General features: G+C 64.1%; 14 protein-coding genes. 8 read left to right on the forward strand and 6 right to left on the reverse strand.

Translation table 11 applies throughout. The features are described 5' to 3' along the window. Positions 1–85: 85 nt before the first annotated feature. A complete protein-coding gene (locus ACY3GB_RS01775) occupies positions 86–1,348 on the reverse strand; it encodes a Y-family DNA polymerase (RefSeq protein ID WP_463087206.1) in 1,263 nt (420 codons plus the stop codon). Next, positions 1,345–1,770 (reverse strand): LexA family protein, encoded by a 426-nt coding sequence (locus ACY3GB_RS01780; RefSeq protein ID WP_463087207.1) that lies wholly within the window; start codon positions 1,768–1,770, stop codon positions 1,345–1,347. Before ACY3GB_RS01780 ends, ACY3GB_RS01775 begins: the two co-directional genes overlap by 4 nt. 319 nt (positions 1,771–2,089) lie before the next feature. Between ACY3GB_RS01780 and ACY3GB_RS01785 the strand changes: the two genes are divergently transcribed. From ACY3GB_RS01785 to serC, 8 genes are all read left to right on the forward strand, one after another. Then, entirely contained in the window at positions 2,090–2,839 is a 750-nt protein-coding gene (locus tag ACY3GB_RS01785) for an endonuclease/exonuclease/phosphatase family protein (protein WP_463087208.1), read from the forward strand. A 306-nt stretch (positions 2,840–3,145) separates the two neighbouring features. Next, complete coding sequence (locus tag ACY3GB_RS01790) at positions 3,146–3,883, forward strand: methionine ABC transporter ATP-binding protein (protein WP_463087209.1); 738 nt, start codon at positions 3,146–3,148, stop codon at positions 3,881–3,883. Next, positions 3,884–4,570, forward strand: a complete 687-nt coding sequence (locus ACY3GB_RS01795) for a methionine ABC transporter permease (RefSeq protein WP_463087210.1) — start codon at positions 3,884–3,886, stop codon at positions 4,568–4,570. A 24-nt stretch (positions 4,571–4,594) separates the two neighbouring features. Then, a complete protein-coding gene (locus ACY3GB_RS01800; protein WP_463087211.1) occupies positions 4,595–5,404 on the forward strand; it encodes a MetQ/NlpA family ABC transporter substrate-binding protein in 810 nt (269 codons plus the stop codon). 278 nt (positions 5,405–5,682) lie between these two features. Beyond that, the gene (gene gyrA, locus ACY3GB_RS01805) at positions 5,683–8,289 is read left to right on the forward strand and encodes a DNA gyrase subunit A (protein WP_463087212.1); all 2,607 of its coding nucleotides are present in this window, start codon (positions 5,683–5,685) and stop codon (positions 8,287–8,289) included. Next, positions 8,289–8,756 carry a PaaI family thioesterase gene (locus tag ACY3GB_RS01810; RefSeq protein WP_463087213.1) on the forward strand — a complete coding sequence of 156 codons (468 nt, stop codon included), beginning with the start codon at positions 8,289–8,291 and terminating at the stop codon, positions 8,754–8,756. Before gyrA ends, ACY3GB_RS01810 begins: the two co-directional genes overlap by 1 nt. Beyond that, positions 8,753–9,193: a PaaI family thioesterase gene (locus ACY3GB_RS01815; protein ID WP_463087214.1), complete on the forward strand. Its 441-nt coding sequence runs from the start codon at positions 8,753–8,755 to the stop codon at positions 9,191–9,193. The genes ACY3GB_RS01810 and ACY3GB_RS01815 overlap by 4 nt, the downstream gene beginning before the upstream one ends. 130 nt (positions 9,194–9,323) lie before the next feature. Then, on the forward strand, positions 9,324–10,412 hold the full coding sequence (serC, locus tag ACY3GB_RS01820; RefSeq protein ID WP_463087215.1) for a 3-phosphoserine/phosphohydroxythreonine transaminase: 1,089 nt from the start codon (positions 9,324–9,326) through the stop codon (positions 10,410–10,412). A 219-nt stretch (positions 10,413–10,631) separates the two neighbouring features. Here the strand turns inward: serC and ACY3GB_RS01825 are convergent, their stop codons facing one another. From ACY3GB_RS01825 to fliD, 4 genes are all read right to left on the reverse strand, one after another. Further along, complete coding sequence (locus ACY3GB_RS01825) at positions 10,632–11,039, reverse strand: hypothetical protein (RefSeq protein WP_463087216.1); 408 nt, start codon at positions 11,037–11,039, stop codon at positions 10,632–10,634. 321 nt (positions 11,040–11,360) lie between these two features. After that, positions 11,361–13,805, reverse strand: coding sequence for a S9 family peptidase (locus ACY3GB_RS01830; RefSeq protein ID WP_463087217.1), 2,445 nt, complete (start codon positions 13,803–13,805; stop codon positions 11,361–11,363). 86 nt (positions 13,806–13,891) lie between these two features. Next, positions 13,892–14,965, reverse strand: a complete 1,074-nt coding sequence (locus tag ACY3GB_RS01835; protein WP_463087218.1) for an LD-carboxypeptidase — start codon at positions 14,963–14,965, stop codon at positions 13,892–13,894. Between the two features lie 127 nt (positions 14,966–15,092). After that, a complete protein-coding gene (fliD, locus tag ACY3GB_RS01840; RefSeq protein ID WP_463087219.1) occupies positions 15,093–16,475 on the reverse strand; it encodes a flagellar filament capping protein FliD in 1,383 nt (460 codons plus the stop codon). Positions 16,476–16,590: the final 115 nt, after the last annotated feature.

The raw sequence follows: 16,590 nt of genomic DNA on the forward strand, positions 1-16,590 counted from the left end.
CCGCCTTGGGGGAGGCGTCTGATTGATGGCATCGACGATGCGGGCCCGGAATGGAGCCCACTCGAAGATGGCAGTGAAATGCGAGCTAGCGGATGAGTAATAGCTCGCTCAGTTGGGTGGTGTATCGGGGCGACCGCACGTCCTGGCGCATTTCCCAATTGGGCGTCAGCGCCTCCGACGCTAGCTTGACGCAACCGTGGCCGTAGGTTTGGTTGATCGAATCCAGCGTCCGCATCAGCCGTTGCCGGCGCGGATCTGGCGCGGCGGCGAACAAGTCCGCTTGCCGTTGTTCGCGGGGGGACAGCTCCATCAACACCACGCCGGCTTTCTGGTAACGCAGGCCGCGGCGGTAGACGGCGCGCAGGCCCGCCAGCGCGGCGGCAGCCAGCGCCATGGTGTCGTCGCTGGGGTGGACCAGCGGCACCACGGTGTAGCCGTGGTAGGGATCGTCGCCGAAGGGGCTGGTGCGCACGCTGACGCCGACCAGCCGCGCCGCGCTGCCTTGTTCGCGCAGTTTTTCGCCGGCGCGGGCGATGTGATGGCTGACGGCGGCGGTGAGCACGGCGAGGTCGGCGGTTTTTTCGCCGAAGGAACGGCTGGAGATGATCTGCTGGCGCGGCTGCTCCGCGTCTTCCAGGCTGAGGCAGCTGGCGCCGTTCAGCTCCGCCGCCGTGCGCTCCAGCGTCACGCTGAAATTCCGCTGCAGCCAGCGCGGGTCGGCGCGTTTCAGCTTCAGGGCGGTATCGATATGTTGTTCGATCAGCCTGGCAGCCAGCCTGCGGCCTACGCCCCATACCTTGCCGACCGGCAGCCGCGCCATCAGCGCGTCGGTTTCGGCCGGGGAGAGCCAGCTCCAGTCGAATACGCCGTCGTCCCAGCCTTCCACCCGCTTGGAAACGTGGTTGGCCAGCTTGGCCAGCGTTTTGCTGGGGCCGATGCCGACGCTGACCGGAATGCCGATGCGGCGCCGCACGTCTTCCCGCATCCGCCGCGCCAGCGCATCGGTGTCCGGCAGGCCGGCCAGGTCCAGAAAGCACTCGTCTATCGAATAGACTTCCTGGCAGGGGGCGTGCTGGGCCAGTATCGCCATCATGCGCCGGCTCATGTCGCCGTATAGCGCGTAATTGCTGGAAAACACCGTGACGCCGTGTTTGCGGCACAGGCCGGCGATTTCGAAGTAAGGGCCGAACATCTGGAAACCCAGCGCTTTGGCCTCGGCGCTGGCGGCCACCACGCAGCCGTCGTTGTTGCTCAATACCACGATGGGCTTGTCCGCCAGATCGGGCCGGAACACCCTCTCGCAGCTGGCGTAGAAGTTATTGCCGTCCACCAGGGCGAAAACGCTCACTTCAACTTCCTCACGCAGGCGGCCACTACGCCCCAGATCTGCAACTCCTGGCCATCCGCCGGCTCAATGGCGGGGTAGGCCGGGTTGGCGGCGAGCAGCATGCACCGGCCCTCCTTGCGGTGCAGCCGCTTGACGGTGAACTCGCCGTCCATCACGGCGATCACGATATCGCCATGCCGGGGCGGCAGGCCTTTGTCGACCACCAGGATGTCGTTGTCCAGGATGCCGGCGTCGCGCATCGAGTCGCCCCGAACCCGCACCATGAAAGTGGCCAGCGGATCGGCCACCAGGTAGTCGTGCAGGTTGATGGCGTTATCCATGTGGTCGCTTGCCGGGGATGGGAATCCGGCGCGCACCGGGTGCCCGGCCATGGGGATGGCGGCGGGCTGGCGATGGGTGGTCGGCATGCGGGAAATAGCCATGGCGATTGTTTTTTGAAATTGTACAAATTCAAATTACTATAGGCGGCGACGGTTTGCCAAGCGGAATTCGATGAACGGCGACTTTATGCGCTCGCGGTTTGAGCTGGCATGGCGAGGTGGTCTATTCCGAATGGCGGGCGCGCAGCGGCGGCGCCTGGACGGCTCGTATCGAACGTGGGGGCGTGTTGTAAAATGCAGGGTGCTGGTTCGCATGCCCAGGCAGGGCGCGCTGCGCAAGCATTGGATTTTTCATATGCGATGGGGCGCGGCTTTGCTGGGGTTTGACTCTGGATGCTTGATTTAAGTTATTGATAACCATATGAAAAGCATAACGGTTTGCACTTACAACATCCATAAGGGCATGTCGCCGTTGAACCGGCATGTGAAGGTGGGCGGCATGGCCGAGGCTTTGGCGGATCTGTCGCCGGACATGCTGTTTCTGCAGGAGGTGCAGGGCAAGAACCTGGAGCGGGCTTTGCGCCACCAGATCTGGCCCGTCCAGCCGCAACACCACTATCTGGCCGGCAGGCTGGCGCATCGCGCGGTGTACGGGTTGAACGCCAGTTATCGGCACGGCCATCATGGCAATGCCTTGCTGACGCGTTTTCACGTCCGCGAGTGGTGCAACCGCGATATTTCGGTCAACCGTTTCGAAAGCCGGGGCGTGCTGCAGTGCCTGTTGCAGCCGGATGGCTGGCCGCAGCCGGTGGTGGCGTTGTGCGGCCATTTCAACTTGCTGGCCTTCGATCGGCGCAGGCAATACCGCGGGCTGGCCGATTACGTGCGGCAGGGGATTGCGGACCACCTGCCGCTGATCCTGGCCGGGGACTTCAACGACTGGCGCGGCGAGGCCAGCGCGCTGCTGCGGCAGGAGCTGGGCCTGGAGGAGGCGTTCCTGACGCTGCATGGCCGACATGCGCAAAGCTTCCCGGCGCGGATGCCGATGCTGGCGCTGGACCGCATCTACGTGCGTGGTTTGAAGGTGGAGTCGGCCAGGGTGCTGGGCGGACGGCCGTGGTCCGGCTTGTCGGACCATTTGCCGCTGTGCGCGGAGATCCGGCCGTTGTAGTGATATAGCCAAGGGAGATATGCAAATTTCTTGCAATTATATTGCAAAGAATTTTTCGCAATAACGAGACGATTGCTTATATTTTTTCAAAAGGGTGTTGACGCTAAGCGAAAAAAGATGTTCAATCTCAATCAAATTTATCGCCGATTTGAACACAGCTTGCGGGCGTAAAACAGCTAAAGCGTGGGTAGACAGACCCAGCAACACCTAAACCTGTCTACATAAGTCTTCCGGAATACTTCGAAGACTTCCACAGCAAAGCCCGCCGCAGCAATCGGCGGGCTTTATGCTTTGGGAGTGTTTGGAATGATTCATCTGCAAAATATCCGTAAACGGTTCCGTCGCCCGGAGGGCGGCTGGTTCGACGCCGTCGCGGAAACCTCGTTGACCATCAAGCCTGGCGAAGTCTTCGGCCTGATCGGCTTCTCCGGCGCCGGCAAATCCACCTTGCTGCGCCTGATCAATCTGCTGGAGCGCCCGGACGCCGGCGCCGTGATCGTCGATGGCCAGGATTTGACCAGCCTGTCTCCCAAGCAGTTGCGCGCGGCTCGCCAGAACATCGGAATGGTGTTCCAGCAATTCAATCTGCTGGCCAACCGCACCGTCGCCGGCAATGTCGCCTTCCCGCTGGAGATCGCCGGCTGGAGCAAGGCCGATATTGAAAAGCGCGTCGCCGAGTGCCTGGCCGTGGTCGGCCTGGAAGACCGCGCCAACCATTATCCGGCCCAGTTGTCCGGCGGCCAGAAGCAGCGCGTCGGCATCGCCCGCGCCCTGGCCCCGCGTCCGCATGTGATCCTGGCCGACGAGCCCACCTCGGCGCTGGACCCGAAAACCACCCAATCCATCCTGGACTGCCTGCAGGACATCAACGCCCGCTTCGGCGTCACCGTGGTCATCGTCACCCATGAAATGAACGTGGTGCGCAGCATCTGCCATCGCGCCGCCGTGCTGGACCAGGGGCGCGTGGTGGAGGTGGTGGATGTGAACAATCGCGAAGTGGAGGCCGATTCGGATCTGGCCCGCTCGCTGCTGGAGGCCGCGTAAATGGATGCCGCAACTCTGAACGAAGCGCTGCAGAACCTGCAATCGATGGGCCCGGAAATCTGGCAGGCTGTTCTGGAAACCGGCGTGATGCTGGGCGTGGGCCTGGCCGCCGCCATTTTGCTCGGCGGGCCGCTGGGCGTCATCCTGTACCTGTCCCAGCCCGGCCAGATGTTCGCCAACCGCACCGTCAACGGCGTGCTGAGCTGGCTGGTGAACCTGGTGCGCTCCTTCCCCTTCATCATACTGATGGTGGTGCTGATTCCGCTGACCCGCGCGCTGGTGGGCAGCACCATCGGCCCGGTGGCGGCGTCGGTGCCGCTGTCCTTCGCCGCCATTCCGTACTTCGCCCGCCTGGTGGAGCAGACGCTGCGCGAGATTCCGCGCGGCGTGGTGGAGGCCGCCGAAGCGATGGGCGCCAGTCCGACCCAGATCATTTTCAAGGTGCTGGTGAACGAGGCCCGTTCCGGCCTGATCTCCAGCCTCACCATCCTGACCATCAGCTTCCTCAGCTACACCGCGGTGGCGGGCGTGGTGGGCGGCGGCGGCATCGGCGACCTCGCCATCCGCTACGGCTACTACCGCTTCCAGACCGACGTGATGGTGGCCATGGTGCTGCTGCTGGTGGTACTGGTGCAAATCATCCAGCTGCTGGGCAACCGCCTGGCGGCAAAGCTCGACAAACGCTGATTTCAAAATTTCAAGGAGAGAATAATGCGTAGATTCGTGATCAAGGCAGTTGCCGCATCCATCGTGGGCCTGGCTCTGGCCGGCCAGGTTCTGGCCGCCGACCCGGCCAAGAAGCAGATCGTCATCGGCACCACCGTCGGCGACTTCGGCGACATGGTCAAGCAGTCGATCAAGCCCCAGCTGGAAAAGCAGGGCTACACTGTGAAGCTGGTGGAGTTCACCGACTATGTCCGCCCGAACCTGGCGCTGCAGGAAGGCTCGCTGGACGTGAACGTGTTCCAGCACAAGCCCTACCTCGACAACTTCGCCAAAGAGCACAAGCTGTCGCTGAAAGAGGCGTTCCAGGTGCCGACCGCGCCGCTGGGCATCTATCCGGGCAAGCTGAAGTCGCTGAAGGACGTGAAGCCGGGCGTGACCATCGCCGCGCCTAACGATCCATCCAACTTCGCCCGCGCGCTGGTGATGCTGAGCGATCTGGGCTGGGTGAAGCTGAAGCCGGGCATCAATCCGCTGACCGCTTCCGAGCGCGACATCGCCGACAACATCAAGAAGGTGAAGATCGTGCCGCTGGAGGCTGCCCAGCTGCCGCGCTCCCGCAGCGACGTGGACTTCGCCGTGATCAACGGCAACTACGCCACCAGCTCCGGCATCAAGCTGACCGACGCCGTCTTCCAGGAAAAGAGCTACGCCTACGTGAACTGGGGCGTGGTGCGCGCGGCGGACGCCGGCAAGCCCTGGGCCAAGGACGTGGTCGCCGCCTACAATTCGCCGGCGTTCAAGTCCTACACCAAGCAGAAGTTCGCCGGCTACAAGCTGCCGCAGAACTGGAACTGAGTTTTTCTTGTAACACTCCTGGCTACAAGACTTGCGGAGGGCTTCGGCCCTCCTTTTTTATGCCCGCCGCGAAGGCGCGCGTCCCGATGCCTCATGACGCCTGATGCCGCGCCGCCTGCGGCCCGCCGCGCTTGCGCCGCAGGCATTGGCCATGCCTTTCGTGGTAGAATGGCAAGATTGTCACATCCGTCGGCCAAGGCCGGGGCGGGCGCGAAATCGCACATGCGAGGCGCGCCGCCGCGCCGCTGGCCGGATCATCCTTACGAATCAAGATACTTATGACCGATAACCTGTTCGCCAAGGAAACGCTTCCCATCAGCCTCGAAGAGGAGATGCGCCGTTCTTACCTGGATTACGCGATGAGCGTGATCGTGGGCCGGGCGCTGCCGGACGTGCGCGATGGCCTGAAGCCGGTGCACCGCCGCGTGCTGTACGCGATGCACGAGCTGTCCAATGACTGGAACCGCGCCTATAAGAAATCGGCCCGTATCGTTGGCGATGTGATCGGTAAGTACCACCCGCACGGCGATACCGCCGTGTACGACACCATCGTGCGCCTGGCGCAGGACTTCTCCCTGCGCTACCCGCTGGTGGACGGCCAGGGCAACTTCGGCTCCGTGGACGGCGACAACGCCGCCGCGATGCGTTACACCGAAATCCGCATGGCGCGCATCGCGCATGAGCTGCTGGCCGACATCGAGAAAGAAACCGTAGACTTCGGCCCCAACTACGACGGCTCCGAGCATGAGCCGCTGATCCTGCCGGCCAAAGTTCCCAATCTGCTGATCAACGGCTCCTCCGGCATCGCCGTGGGCATGGCCACCAATATTCCGCCGCACAACCTGAACGAGGTGGTGGACGCCTGCCTGGCGCTGCTGGCCAACAGCGATCTGACCATCGACGAGCTGATCGACATCATCCCGGCGCCGGACTTCCCGACCGCCGGCATCATCTACGGCACCGCCGGCGTCAAGGAAGGCTACCGCACCGGCCGCGGCCGCGTGTTCATGCGCGCGCGCACCCACACCGAACCCATCGGCAAGGGCGACCGCGAAGCGATCATCGTCGACGAGATTCCGTACCAGGTGAACAAGGCCCGCCTGCTGGAGCGCATCAGCGAGCTGGTGCGCGACAAGCAGATCGAGGGCATTTCCGACCTGCGCGACGAGTCGGACAAATCCGGCATGCGCGTGGTGATCGAGCTCAAGCGCGGCGAAATGCCGGAAGTGGTGCTCAATCACCTGTACAAGATGACCCAGCTGCAGGACAGCTTCGGCATGAACATGGTGGCGCTGGTCGACGGCCAGCCGCGCCTGCTGAACCTGAAGCAGATCCTGGAAGAGTTCCTGCGCCACCGCCGCGAGGTGGTGACCCGCCGCACCATCTTCGAACTGAAGAAGGCCCGCGAACGCGGCCACGTGCTGGAGGGCCTGGCCGTCGCGCTGTCCAACGTCGACGAGATCATCGCGCTGATCAAGGCCTCCGAAGCGCCGCCGCAGGCCAAGGCCGCGCTGATGGCGCGAGCCTGGCGCTCGTCGCTGGTGGAGGACATGCTGTCCCGCGTCGAGGGCGACAAGGCGCGTCCGGAAAACATCGATCCGTCCTTCGGCATGAAGGACGACGGCTACCACCTGTCCGACACCCAGGCCCAGGCCATTCTGGACATGCGCCTGCAGCGCCTGACCGGCCTGGAGCAGGACAAGATCGTCGGCGAATACCGCGAGATCATGGACGTGATCCAGGACCTGCTGGACATTTTGGCCAAGCCGGAGCGCATCAGCCAGATCATCAGCGAAGAGCTGGCCGCCATCCGCGCGCAGTTCGGCGATCCGCGCCGCTCCGAAATCGAGCCGTACGGCGGCGACATCAACATCGAAGACCTGATCACCCCGCAGGACATGGTGGTGACCATCTCCCACACCGGCTACATCAAGGCGCAGCCGATCGACGACTACAGCTCGCAGCGCCGCGGCGGCCGCGGCAAGCAGGCGGCGGCCACCAAGGACGACGACTTCATCGAGACGCTGTTCGTCGCCAACACCCACGACTACGTGCTGTGCTTCTCCAGCCGCGGCCGCTGCTACTGGCGCAAGGTGTACGACCTGCCGCAGGGCGGCCGCCAGAGCCGCGGCAAGCCCATGGTCAACGTGCTGCCGCTGGAAGACGGCGAGAAGATCAACGCGCTGCTGCCGGTCAAGGAGTTCCGCGACGACCAGTTCGTGTTCATGTGCACCGCCAACGGCACGGTGAAGAAGACCCCGCTGGTCGACTTCTCCCGTCCGCGCACCGCCGGCATCATCGCCGTCAACCTGGATGACGGCGACAACCTGATCGGCGTGGCGCTGACCCACGGCGACGACCAGATCATGCTGTTCTCCGACGCCGGCAAGGCCGTGCGCTTCAGCGAGACCGACGTGCGCCCGATGGGCCGCAACGCCACCGGCGTGCGCGGCATGATGCTGGGCGACGACCACCAGGTGATCTCGCTCTTGGTCAGCAATTCCGAGCAGCAGATGGTGCTGACCGCCAGCGACGGCGGCTACGGCAAGCGCACCTGCGTCGGCGATTTCCGCCGCACCAGCCGCGGCACCCAGGGCGTGATCGCGATGGACCTGACCGACAAGACCGGCCTCAAGCTGGTGGCGGCCAGCCTGGTGGAGGAAACCGACGACATCATGCTGATCACCACCGGCGGCGTGCTGATCCGCACCAAGGTGGCGGAAGTGCGCGAAACCGGCCGTTCGGCCCAGGGCGTGCGCCTGATCAACCTGGACGAAGGCGAGAAGCTGATCGGCCTGGAGATCGTGGCCGAATCCGAAGCGGAATGCGCGGAAGGCGAAGGCGAAGTGGATGGTGACGCCGCGCCGGAGCAGGGCGAGGCGTGATGATTCCGACTCCGGCCAATCCCCGGGTGCTGGAGATGATGAGCCAGCTCTTCGTCTCCTTCCCGCACTGCGCGACCCTGGGTTTCGAATACGTCGGCACCGACGGCCGCAAGCCCACGCTGAAGCTGGCGTGGCGCGAGGACTTGGTCGGCAATCCGGCGACCGGCATTCTGCACGGCGGGGTGATCACTTCGCTGGTGGACACTTGCAGCGCCATCGCGGTCACCGCGCAGCTGGCTGAGGTGGAAACCATCGCCACGCTGGATCTGCGCATCGACTACCTGAAGTCCGCGACGCCGGGCAAGGCCATCCACTGCACCGCCGAGTGCTACCGGCTGGCCAGCCAGATCGCCTTCACCCGCGCGGTGTGCTATCACGACGATCCGGCCGATCCGATCGCGCACGGAGTGGCAACGTTCATGCGCGAGTCCAGCCGCACGCCCATGCTGCAGGAGGGCGGGCAATGAGCGAATTCATGCAACGCTTCGGGGAGTGGCGCGACCGCAAGGCCTACGCGGAGATCGTGGACGCGCTGCCTTACGTCAAGCTGATGGGCACGGTGATGGCCGAGGACGAGCAGGGCGAGCTGCGCTTCGAGCTGCCGTTCCTGCCGCGGAATGTCGGCAACACCACGCTGCCGGCGCTGCATGGGGGGCTGATCGGCGGCTTCATGGAAAGCGCGGCGATGATACACCTGATGTGGAACCGCGAATCGCTGGAAGCGCCGAAGATCGTCGACTTCTCGCTGGACTATCTGCGGCCCGGCCGGCCGCAGACGCTGTTCGCCCAGTGCGAGATCACCAAGCAGGGCAAGCGAGTGGCTCATGTGCTGATCGAGGCCTGGCAGGACGACCGCTCCAAGCCGGTGGCGGTGGCGCGAGCCCATTTCCTGCTGACCAATTGAACAGTTTGTTCGTACTGTCCGCAGACAAACCGGCGCATCCCTGGCGGGAGACGCCGGTTTTTTTATACACTCGTAGCAACGCAGCCCGGAGCAGGCTGACCCGACACACGCAAAGAAACAGAGGATAGACATGGCCAAGGTGTACAACTTTTCCGCTGGTCCCGCCGTATTGCCGCACCAGGTGCTGGCCGAGGCGCAAAGCGAGTTGCTGGATTGGCACGGCTCCGGCATGAGCGTGATGGAGATGAGCCATCGCGGCAAGGAGTTCATGGAGATCATCCATGACGCCGAACAGGATTTGCGCCAGCTGATGGGCATTCCGGCCGGTTACAAGGTGCTGTTCCTGCAGGGCGGCGCGTCGCTGCAGTTCGCGATGGCGCCGCTGAACCTGCTGGGCGACAAGGACAGCATCGACATCGTCAATACCGGCCACTGGTCCAAGCTGGCGATCAAGGAGGCGAAGCGTTACGCCAAGGTGAATGTCGCGGCCAGCAGCGAGGACCGCAACTTCTGTTACATCCCGGAAGAGGCGGCCTGGCAGCGCGACCCGGACGCGGCCTATCTGCATTACACCTCCAACGAGACCATAGGCGGCCTGCAGTTTCCGTACATCCCGGCCGAGCAGCACGGCGTGCCGCTGGTCTGCGACATGTCGTCCGACTTTCTGTCGCGGGAGATCGATGTCAGCCGCTTCGGCATGATCTACGCCGGCGCGCAGAAAAACATCGGGCCGTCCGGCCTGACCGTGCTGGTGATCCGCGAGGATTTGCTGGGCAAGGCGCGCGCCGATATCCCGACCATGCTCAACTACCAGGTCCACGCCGACGCCGATTCGATGTACAACACGCCGGGCACCTATCCGATCTACATCGCCGGCCTGGTGTTCAAGTGGCTGAAGGAGCAGGGGGGCGTCAAGGGCATCGCCACCCGCAACGAGGAAAAAGCCGGCCTGCTGTACCACGTGATCGACAGCAGCGGCGGGTTCTACTCCACCCATATCGAGCAACCGTTCCGCTCCAAGATGAATGTGGTGTTCAAGCTGAAGGACGAGGCGCTGGACGAGATTTTCCTGCTGGAGGCGCGCAAGAACGGCCTGGCGCAGCTGAAGGGCCACCGCGCGGTGGGCGGCATGCGCGCGTCGATCTACAACGCGATGCCGATCGAGGGTGTGAAGTCGCTGGTCAACTTCATGCAGGATTTCGCGCGCCAATACGGCTGATCCGGCATCGCCGAGGACGGGAGCTCTGGCTTGGCCGGGCTCCCGTTTTTTTCGCCTGCGAAGAAGGGGCTGGTCAAGCGCCCGTCGCGAGTCGCCGGGGCTTGCTTAGAGTGGCTAACAAAATTCCTGATGCTGCGTTGCGCCGACTTGCCGTACTCTAGTACTGCCTGCGTCGGCGCGCCTTGCCTCAGTCGTGAAACTGATTTTTGTTAGCCGCTCTTAGGCCGCCGCCGGCTTGGGCAGTGTGTCGCAGTCGGCGTCGGCGCGGATTCTCAGCGCTAGCCGAATGCCTTTGCTGATGTTTCCGCCCCCCAGTTCCATTGCGATATCGATGCTTTCGGCGTCGAGATAAACATTATGGCGCGCGCCGCCCTGCATTTTGACAGGCGCGCCGGCATTGCTGCCGATGCCCAGCGCCATTTTCACCCGCCGCTGATCCAATGGCCGCAATATGCCTGAGTTGGCCATGCTGTAGATGCCGTTGCTGTATTTTCTCACCAAGGCGCCGCTTCGACCGGCGAGGGTGATCACACCTACCACTTCGTAGCCATTCAGGTCATCGAATTGATACAGCCTGGGTCGGCCTGGCTGTTCGATGCGAAGGCGGTGGCCGCTGTCTTTGTGCATGGGATGTTCCGCTTTTGCCGGCGAGCGTTATTAAAGCATTTCAGTGCTTGCCATAATCAATTTTGTACACACAGAATCAAAGCGCAAGCCGAAATATGCGCGCGCGGCAGGGCAAAACGAGGGGGGGACGGCCTTTCGCAGCCTTTCCGGTTTTTCCAAGGAGAGGGAATAGGAGGGCGAGGAAAAAGACCGCCGGCCCTTGAGCAAACAGCCGGTTTTCTTGTGGAAAATCATAAAGCCCGGCAGGGCCGGGCTTCGGGCGTTTTTCCTTCTCGCAAGCCAAGCCGGTTAAAACTCGCCGACGCTGGCGCTGGTTATGATTTACTGCGGCCCGGCTTCCTTGGCCCCCGGTTTCGCATGCTTGACATATTGATCCAGCCAGCGGTCTTCTTCCCACAGCATGTGAAGAATGGATTCCCGGGCGCGGTAGCCGTGGCTTTCCGCGGGCAGCATCGCCAGCCGCACCGTCGCGCCCAGGCCTTGCAGCGCCTGGTACATCCGCTCGCTCTGAATCGGGAAGGTGCCGGGGTTGTTGTCCGCCTCGCCGTGGATCAGCAACAGCGCATCCTTGATCTGCTCGGCGTAGTTGAACGGCGACATGGTCTGATAGACGTCTTTGGCCTGCCAGAAATCACGCTCCTCGGACTGGAAGCCGAATGGCGTCAGCGTGCGGTTGTAGGCCCCGGAGCGGGCGATGCCGGCACGGAACAGCCGGGTGTGGGCCAGCAGGTTGACGGTCATGAAGGCGCCGTACGAGTGGCCGCCGATGGCGATGCGGTCGCGGTCGGCCACGCCCAGCCGCACCACTTCGTCCACCGCCGCCTGCGCGTCCATTTTCAACTGCGGCAGGTAGCTGTCGTTGGGTTCCTGTTTGCCGGCGCCGACGATGGGCATGGATGGATTGTCCAGCACCGCGTAGCCGCGCGCCAGCAACGCTTCCGGCCCCCAGTAGCCGACGCGGTTGAAGCGATACGGCGAGTCTGTGACCTGGCTGGCGGCGTCTGCGCTCTTGAACTCGGTGGGATAGGCCCACATCAGCATCGGCAGCGGGCCGTCGCGCTTGGGGTTGTGGCCGGGCGGCAAATACAGGGTGGCGGTCAGGTCGATGCCATCCGCGCGCTTGTAGCGCAGCTGCCGCTTCTGCACATTCTTGAGCTGGGGCATCGGATGGGCGAAGAAGGTCAGTTGTCTCAAGCCGCCGTCGCGATCCAGGGCTTTCAGGTACAGATTGGGCGGCGCATCGGCCTGCTCGCGGCTGAGCAGCGCGCGCTCGCCGCCGTTCAGCACCGCCACCGGGGCTTCATACCATGGCGCTTGCGAGCGCCATAGCCGGATGGTCTTGTTGTCGGCGAGGCTCAGACGGTCGATGAAGGGCCGGTCGCCTTCCGGGCTTGCGCCGTCTCCCAGCAGGTACAGGCTGTCGCCATCCGGGCTGGTCTGCAGCACCGGCAGGCCGTCGGCATTGCTGACCATGGCCGGGCTGCCGGGGTCGGCGTAGCGGTCTTCGGAGCTGCGCTGGTTCAGCAGCGCCGGCGGCTGCCCCGGCTCGGCGGGGCGCACGCGCCAGACTTTCAGATCGCGCGTTTTCCACCAATACTCGCTGACCAAGGCCAGATCGCCCCGGCCCCACTGCACGTCGGCGAAGCGGCTGGCCAGCTCCTGCAGCTTGAACGGCGCTTGCTTGAACGGCGCCGGCTGCAGGAACAAGGCGTCGCGCACCTTGGCGTCGACTGATGGATCGCCGCCGTCCTGCGCTTCGGCCCAGAACAGCGTGGCGGGCGCGTCGGCGCGCCAGCCGATTTCGCGCGGGCCGGTAGCCACTGCGTCGTTGCCGGACGGCATCCGTTCCAGCAGCGGGCGTTTGGCCACCTGGCGCACGCTGCGGCCCTGCAGGTCGATCACCTCGACCAGCCGCGGAAAGCGGCTGATCGGCACCAGCGTGGAATAGGGGCGCAGCAAGCGGGTCGCCAGCAGGTACTGGCGGTCGGGCGACGCCTGCACCGACAGGTAGCGGTCAGGCTTGCCGATCAGCTTCTCTTTGCCGCTCATATCCACCAGCGCCAGTTGGCTGTTGAGCTCGAAGTCGAGCAGATCGGCGTCGTAAGGCGTTTTCAACAGGTCGGGATATGTCCGGGTTTGCGACAGCGCGCCGCCGGCGCTCTGCTGGATATTGGGGCCGGCCGGCGCGGCAGGCTTTTCCGGCGCCGGGCCTTGTCCGGCGGGGAGCCGCTTGACCAGCAGCTGTCGGCCCACCCAGGCGAAGCCGCGGCCGCTGGTGGCGTTCAGATGGAAATCGCCCAGCCGGCGCGCGCGGGCGCTGGCCGCGTCCAGCAGCCATAGCTCCACGCCGCGCTCGCCCCACAGGCTCAGCGCCACCTGCTTGCCGTCCGGCGACCAGGCGCTATCGGCGATGCGGGGCTTGGCCGGCAGGCCCGATACGGCGCGGCTTTTGCCGCTGGGGACGTCTAGCAGCGACAGCGCGTTGCCGAAATCGAAGCGGCTGGCCGCGCGCATCTTGGGGTTCAGCCTCAGCCCGGCCAGCTTCAGCTCCGGCTGGGCGACGTCGGCGATGCCGGGCAGGCCGGGACGATGCGTCTGCAGCACGGTATCGTTGCGGGGGCTCAGCGACTGCAGCGGCGTGCGCGGGGCGTCTACCAGCGCCGCCAATTCGGGCGGCGGGGTCTGATAGCCTTCGGCCAGCGCGGTGAGCGGGACAAGCAAGCCGGCCAGCAAGGGGCCGGCCAGGAGAGTATGGCTGCGGATCATGCGGTTTCCTGATCGTTCATGCGATGGGCGGGACGCGGACAGCCAAATTGCACCAGCCAGGCCGTCCGGTCAAGCGGATGGCATTTTCAGGCCGGGCGCTCGGCCAGCAATGCCGGAACCTGGATGGCGGAGACGTCCACCGTCGGATAGTCGAGGAACTGCAGCGTCACGCCGTCGCCCTCGGCCTGGAAGCGGGCCGGGAAACCCAGCGGCATCGTGGTCTTGGCGGCGATGTGCCCGAAGGGCAGGCCGGTGAACACCGGCACGCCGCTGATGCGCCGCAACTCGGCCACCACGGCATCGAAGTTGTAGTGCGGGTCGTAGACGTCGACATGCCGCTGCATCGAGAAATCGCCAAGGAAGATGGCCTTTTGCTTGGCAAGCACGCCGGCCAGATGCAGCTGCTGCAGCATCCGTTCGATACGGTACGGCTGTTCGCCCACGTCCTCCAGGAACAGCAGGCCGCCCTTGATGTCGGGCAGGTAGGGGGTGCCGGCCAGGCTGGAGAGCACGCTGAGGTTGCCGCCCCAGAAAATGCCCTCGCCGCGGGCCTGCGGCTGCGAGCCTGCGATGCGGAGGCTGCGCTGCGGCGTGGAGATGCCGGCGATGAATTCGTTGATCGCGTAGGCGTTGGGCGCGGCGCTGCCGAAATCGCCCAGCATCGGCCCGGCGAAGCTGCCGGCGCCGCTCTTGGCCAGCAGCGCCAGCTGGATCGCGCAGAAGTCGCTGTAGCCTATCAGCAGCGAGCGGGACTCCTTGAGCCGCGCGCCCAGCCGCGCCAGGTCCAGCCGAGGCAGCAGGCGCATCGCGCCGTAGCCGCCGCGGCCGGCCATGATCAGCTGCGGCCATTGCGGCTGATCCAGCAACGCCTGCAGGTCGGACAGCCGCTCGGCGTCGGTGCCGGAAAAGCGCTGATAGGCGCGGTTCAGCGCGGCGGCGTTTTCCAGGGAGAAGCCGGCGTGCGCCAGCCGCGGCAATGCCAGCTGGCGTTGCTTCTCCGGCACGATGCCGGAGCAGGCGGTCAGGTAGAGGCGGAGGCTGGCCGGGGAGGGCTGCGCTGGGGAGGACATGGAGCTGCATCCTTGCAATATGCCGGCGCCGGCGCCGAGGGCGAGCATCTGCAGCAGCTGGCGGCGGGATGGATTGATATCAGGAGTCATGGAAATCGGACGGATTGGCGGGGTTCAAGTTCCGGATGCCGCCCAAGGCGGCACGGCTCGCACGAGTATACGCCAAAAGAAAAGGCGGCCTCCACAACGGAGCCGCCTGCGAGAGTCCTGGAAAGGATCAGGCTATCAAGTTGGCCATGCTGGTTGAGGCTTGCTGCATTTGCGCCAGCTCGCTATTGAGGTTGGAGTATTCGGTAAGCAGGTTGGACTGCTCGGTATCCAGCTGATTCTGCAACTGTTGCTGCAGCTGTTGCTCGGTATTGATCTTGCTGTTCAGGCTGGCTTGATTCGATGTGATCAGCCCGTTTGGCCCCAGCAGGGAGTTGATCGTGCTGTTGAACACATTGGCCACGCCGGTATTCTGGGCGTTGCCGAACAGATTGGCTACAGCGGAGGGATTGGCGGTAAGCGCCGAGTTGAACGCGGCCGAGTCCAGGGCCAGCGTGCCATCCGCTTTTTGCGTGATGCCCACCTGCGCCAAGTAGGCGTAGGACGAGGTTGCATTCACGCCGGGCACAGGGGTGCCGAGAATATTCGCCATTTGCTCTTGCAGTGTGGTGAGATCGCCGCTGATGTCGGTGTTTGCTGGCGTGCTGCCAACTCGGGTATTGCTCTGGATCGCCGACCCGGTGGTGGAAATCACCTGGTTGTAGGCCGTGATGAAGCTTTGCAGCGTATTGGTGATGTTGGTGGTGCTTTGCGCCATGTTGATGGTGACTTGGCCCGCTTTTTCCAGATTGATGGTGGCGCCGGACACGACGTTGGCTACGCTATTGCTGTCCGATGACACGTTTACGCCGTTCACCGTCATCAAGGCGCTTTGGGCATTCGCCGATTCGCTGGTTGCCGTGGCGCTTTGCTTCAGTCCCGCCAGCGTGTTGCCGGAGGTGTTGCCGCTGTCGGTGCCGCCGGCGGTGACGCTGAAGGCGTTGCTGGGGCCGGCTTGGGTCGAGTTGAGCACCAAGGAATAGGTGTTGTTGTATTGCACGATGGAGGCGTTGACGCCTATGCCCGCGCTATTGATGCTGTTTGCCATGGAGGCGAGCGTAGCGTTGCTGCCCAGCTGCACGGTAGAACTGGTGCCGCCAACACTGAAAGTCAGCGATCCGGGGGCGCCGGCGATGGCCGCATTCTGGTTGGTGATCGCCGATCCGTCAGGGTTCTGGTCGAACACCAGCTGGCGAGGCTTGGCCAATTGCGACACGTTGAGCACGTATGTGCCGGCTGCGCCGCCGGACGAGGTGGAGACGCTCGCGATCGTGCTGTCGGACGAAGTGGCGCTGAATTGTTGCAGGAAGGTGCCGGATTGAAGCGTGGACGCCGCGGTTTGCAACGCGGAGAGCGCTGAGCTGACCTGTCCTATGGTGCTCAACTCGGACTGATAAGTGGAGGAGCGCTGCTTGCTCTGGCTCATAGGCTGGGAGTCAGCCTGAATCAGTTGGCTGACAATGGATTGCACGTCCAGAGGACCTGCGTTGGCGCTGATGGATGCGGATGACATGACGTCGGCTCCCTGGAGCGCGCCTGTTCTGCAGTCAGGCGCGCGTGTTGCTGTTAGGGCGGTTCAATGGTCATCACGGTTGCGGTCTGGCGCCGCGTTATAGTTTTTTTTTGCA

The organism is Chromobacterium sp. Ag138, from assembly GCF_055181315.1.

Excerpts from the sequence above, each read along its gene's own strand:
- ACY3GB_RS01780 (WP_463087207.1), bottom strand. The coding sequence starts at position 1,770 with ATGGCTATTTCCCGCATGCCGACCACCCATCGCCAGCCCGCCGCCATC.
- ACY3GB_RS01785 (WP_463087208.1), top strand. The coding sequence starts at position 2,090 with ATGAAAAGCATAACGGTTTGCACTTACAACATCCATAAGGGCATGTCG.
- ACY3GB_RS01790 (WP_463087209.1), top strand. The coding sequence starts at position 3,146 with ATGATTCATCTGCAAAATATCCGTAAACGGTTCCGTCGCCCGGAGGGC.
- ACY3GB_RS01795 (WP_463087210.1), top strand. The coding sequence starts at position 3,884 with ATGGATGCCGCAACTCTGAACGAAGCGCTGCAGAACCTGCAATCGATG.
- ACY3GB_RS01800 (WP_463087211.1), top strand. The coding sequence starts at position 4,595 with ATGCGTAGATTCGTGATCAAGGCAGTTGCCGCATCCATCGTGGGCCTG.
- gyrA (WP_463087212.1), top strand. The coding sequence starts at position 5,683 with ATGACCGATAACCTGTTCGCCAAGGAAACGCTTCCCATCAGCCTCGAA.
- ACY3GB_RS01810 (WP_463087213.1), top strand. The coding sequence starts at position 8,289 with ATGATTCCGACTCCGGCCAATCCCCGGGTGCTGGAGATGATGAGCCAG.
- ACY3GB_RS01815 (WP_463087214.1), top strand. The coding sequence starts at position 8,753 with ATGAGCGAATTCATGCAACGCTTCGGGGAGTGGCGCGACCGCAAGGCC.
- serC (WP_463087215.1), top strand. The coding sequence starts at position 9,324 with ATGGCCAAGGTGTACAACTTTTCCGCTGGTCCCGCCGTATTGCCGCAC.
- ACY3GB_RS01825 (WP_463087216.1), bottom strand. The coding sequence starts at position 11,039 with ATGCACAAAGACAGCGGCCACCGCCTTCGCATCGAACAGCCAGGCCGA.
- ACY3GB_RS01830 (WP_463087217.1), bottom strand. The coding sequence starts at position 13,805 with ATGATCCGCAGCCATACTCTCCTGGCCGGCCCCTTGCTGGCCGGCTTG.
- ACY3GB_RS01835 (WP_463087218.1), bottom strand. The coding sequence starts at position 14,965 with ATGACTCCTGATATCAATCCATCCCGCCGCCAGCTGCTGCAGATGCTC.
- fliD (WP_463087219.1), bottom strand. The coding sequence starts at position 16,475 with ATGTCATCCGCATCCATCAGCGCCAACGCAGGTCCTCTGGACGTGCAA.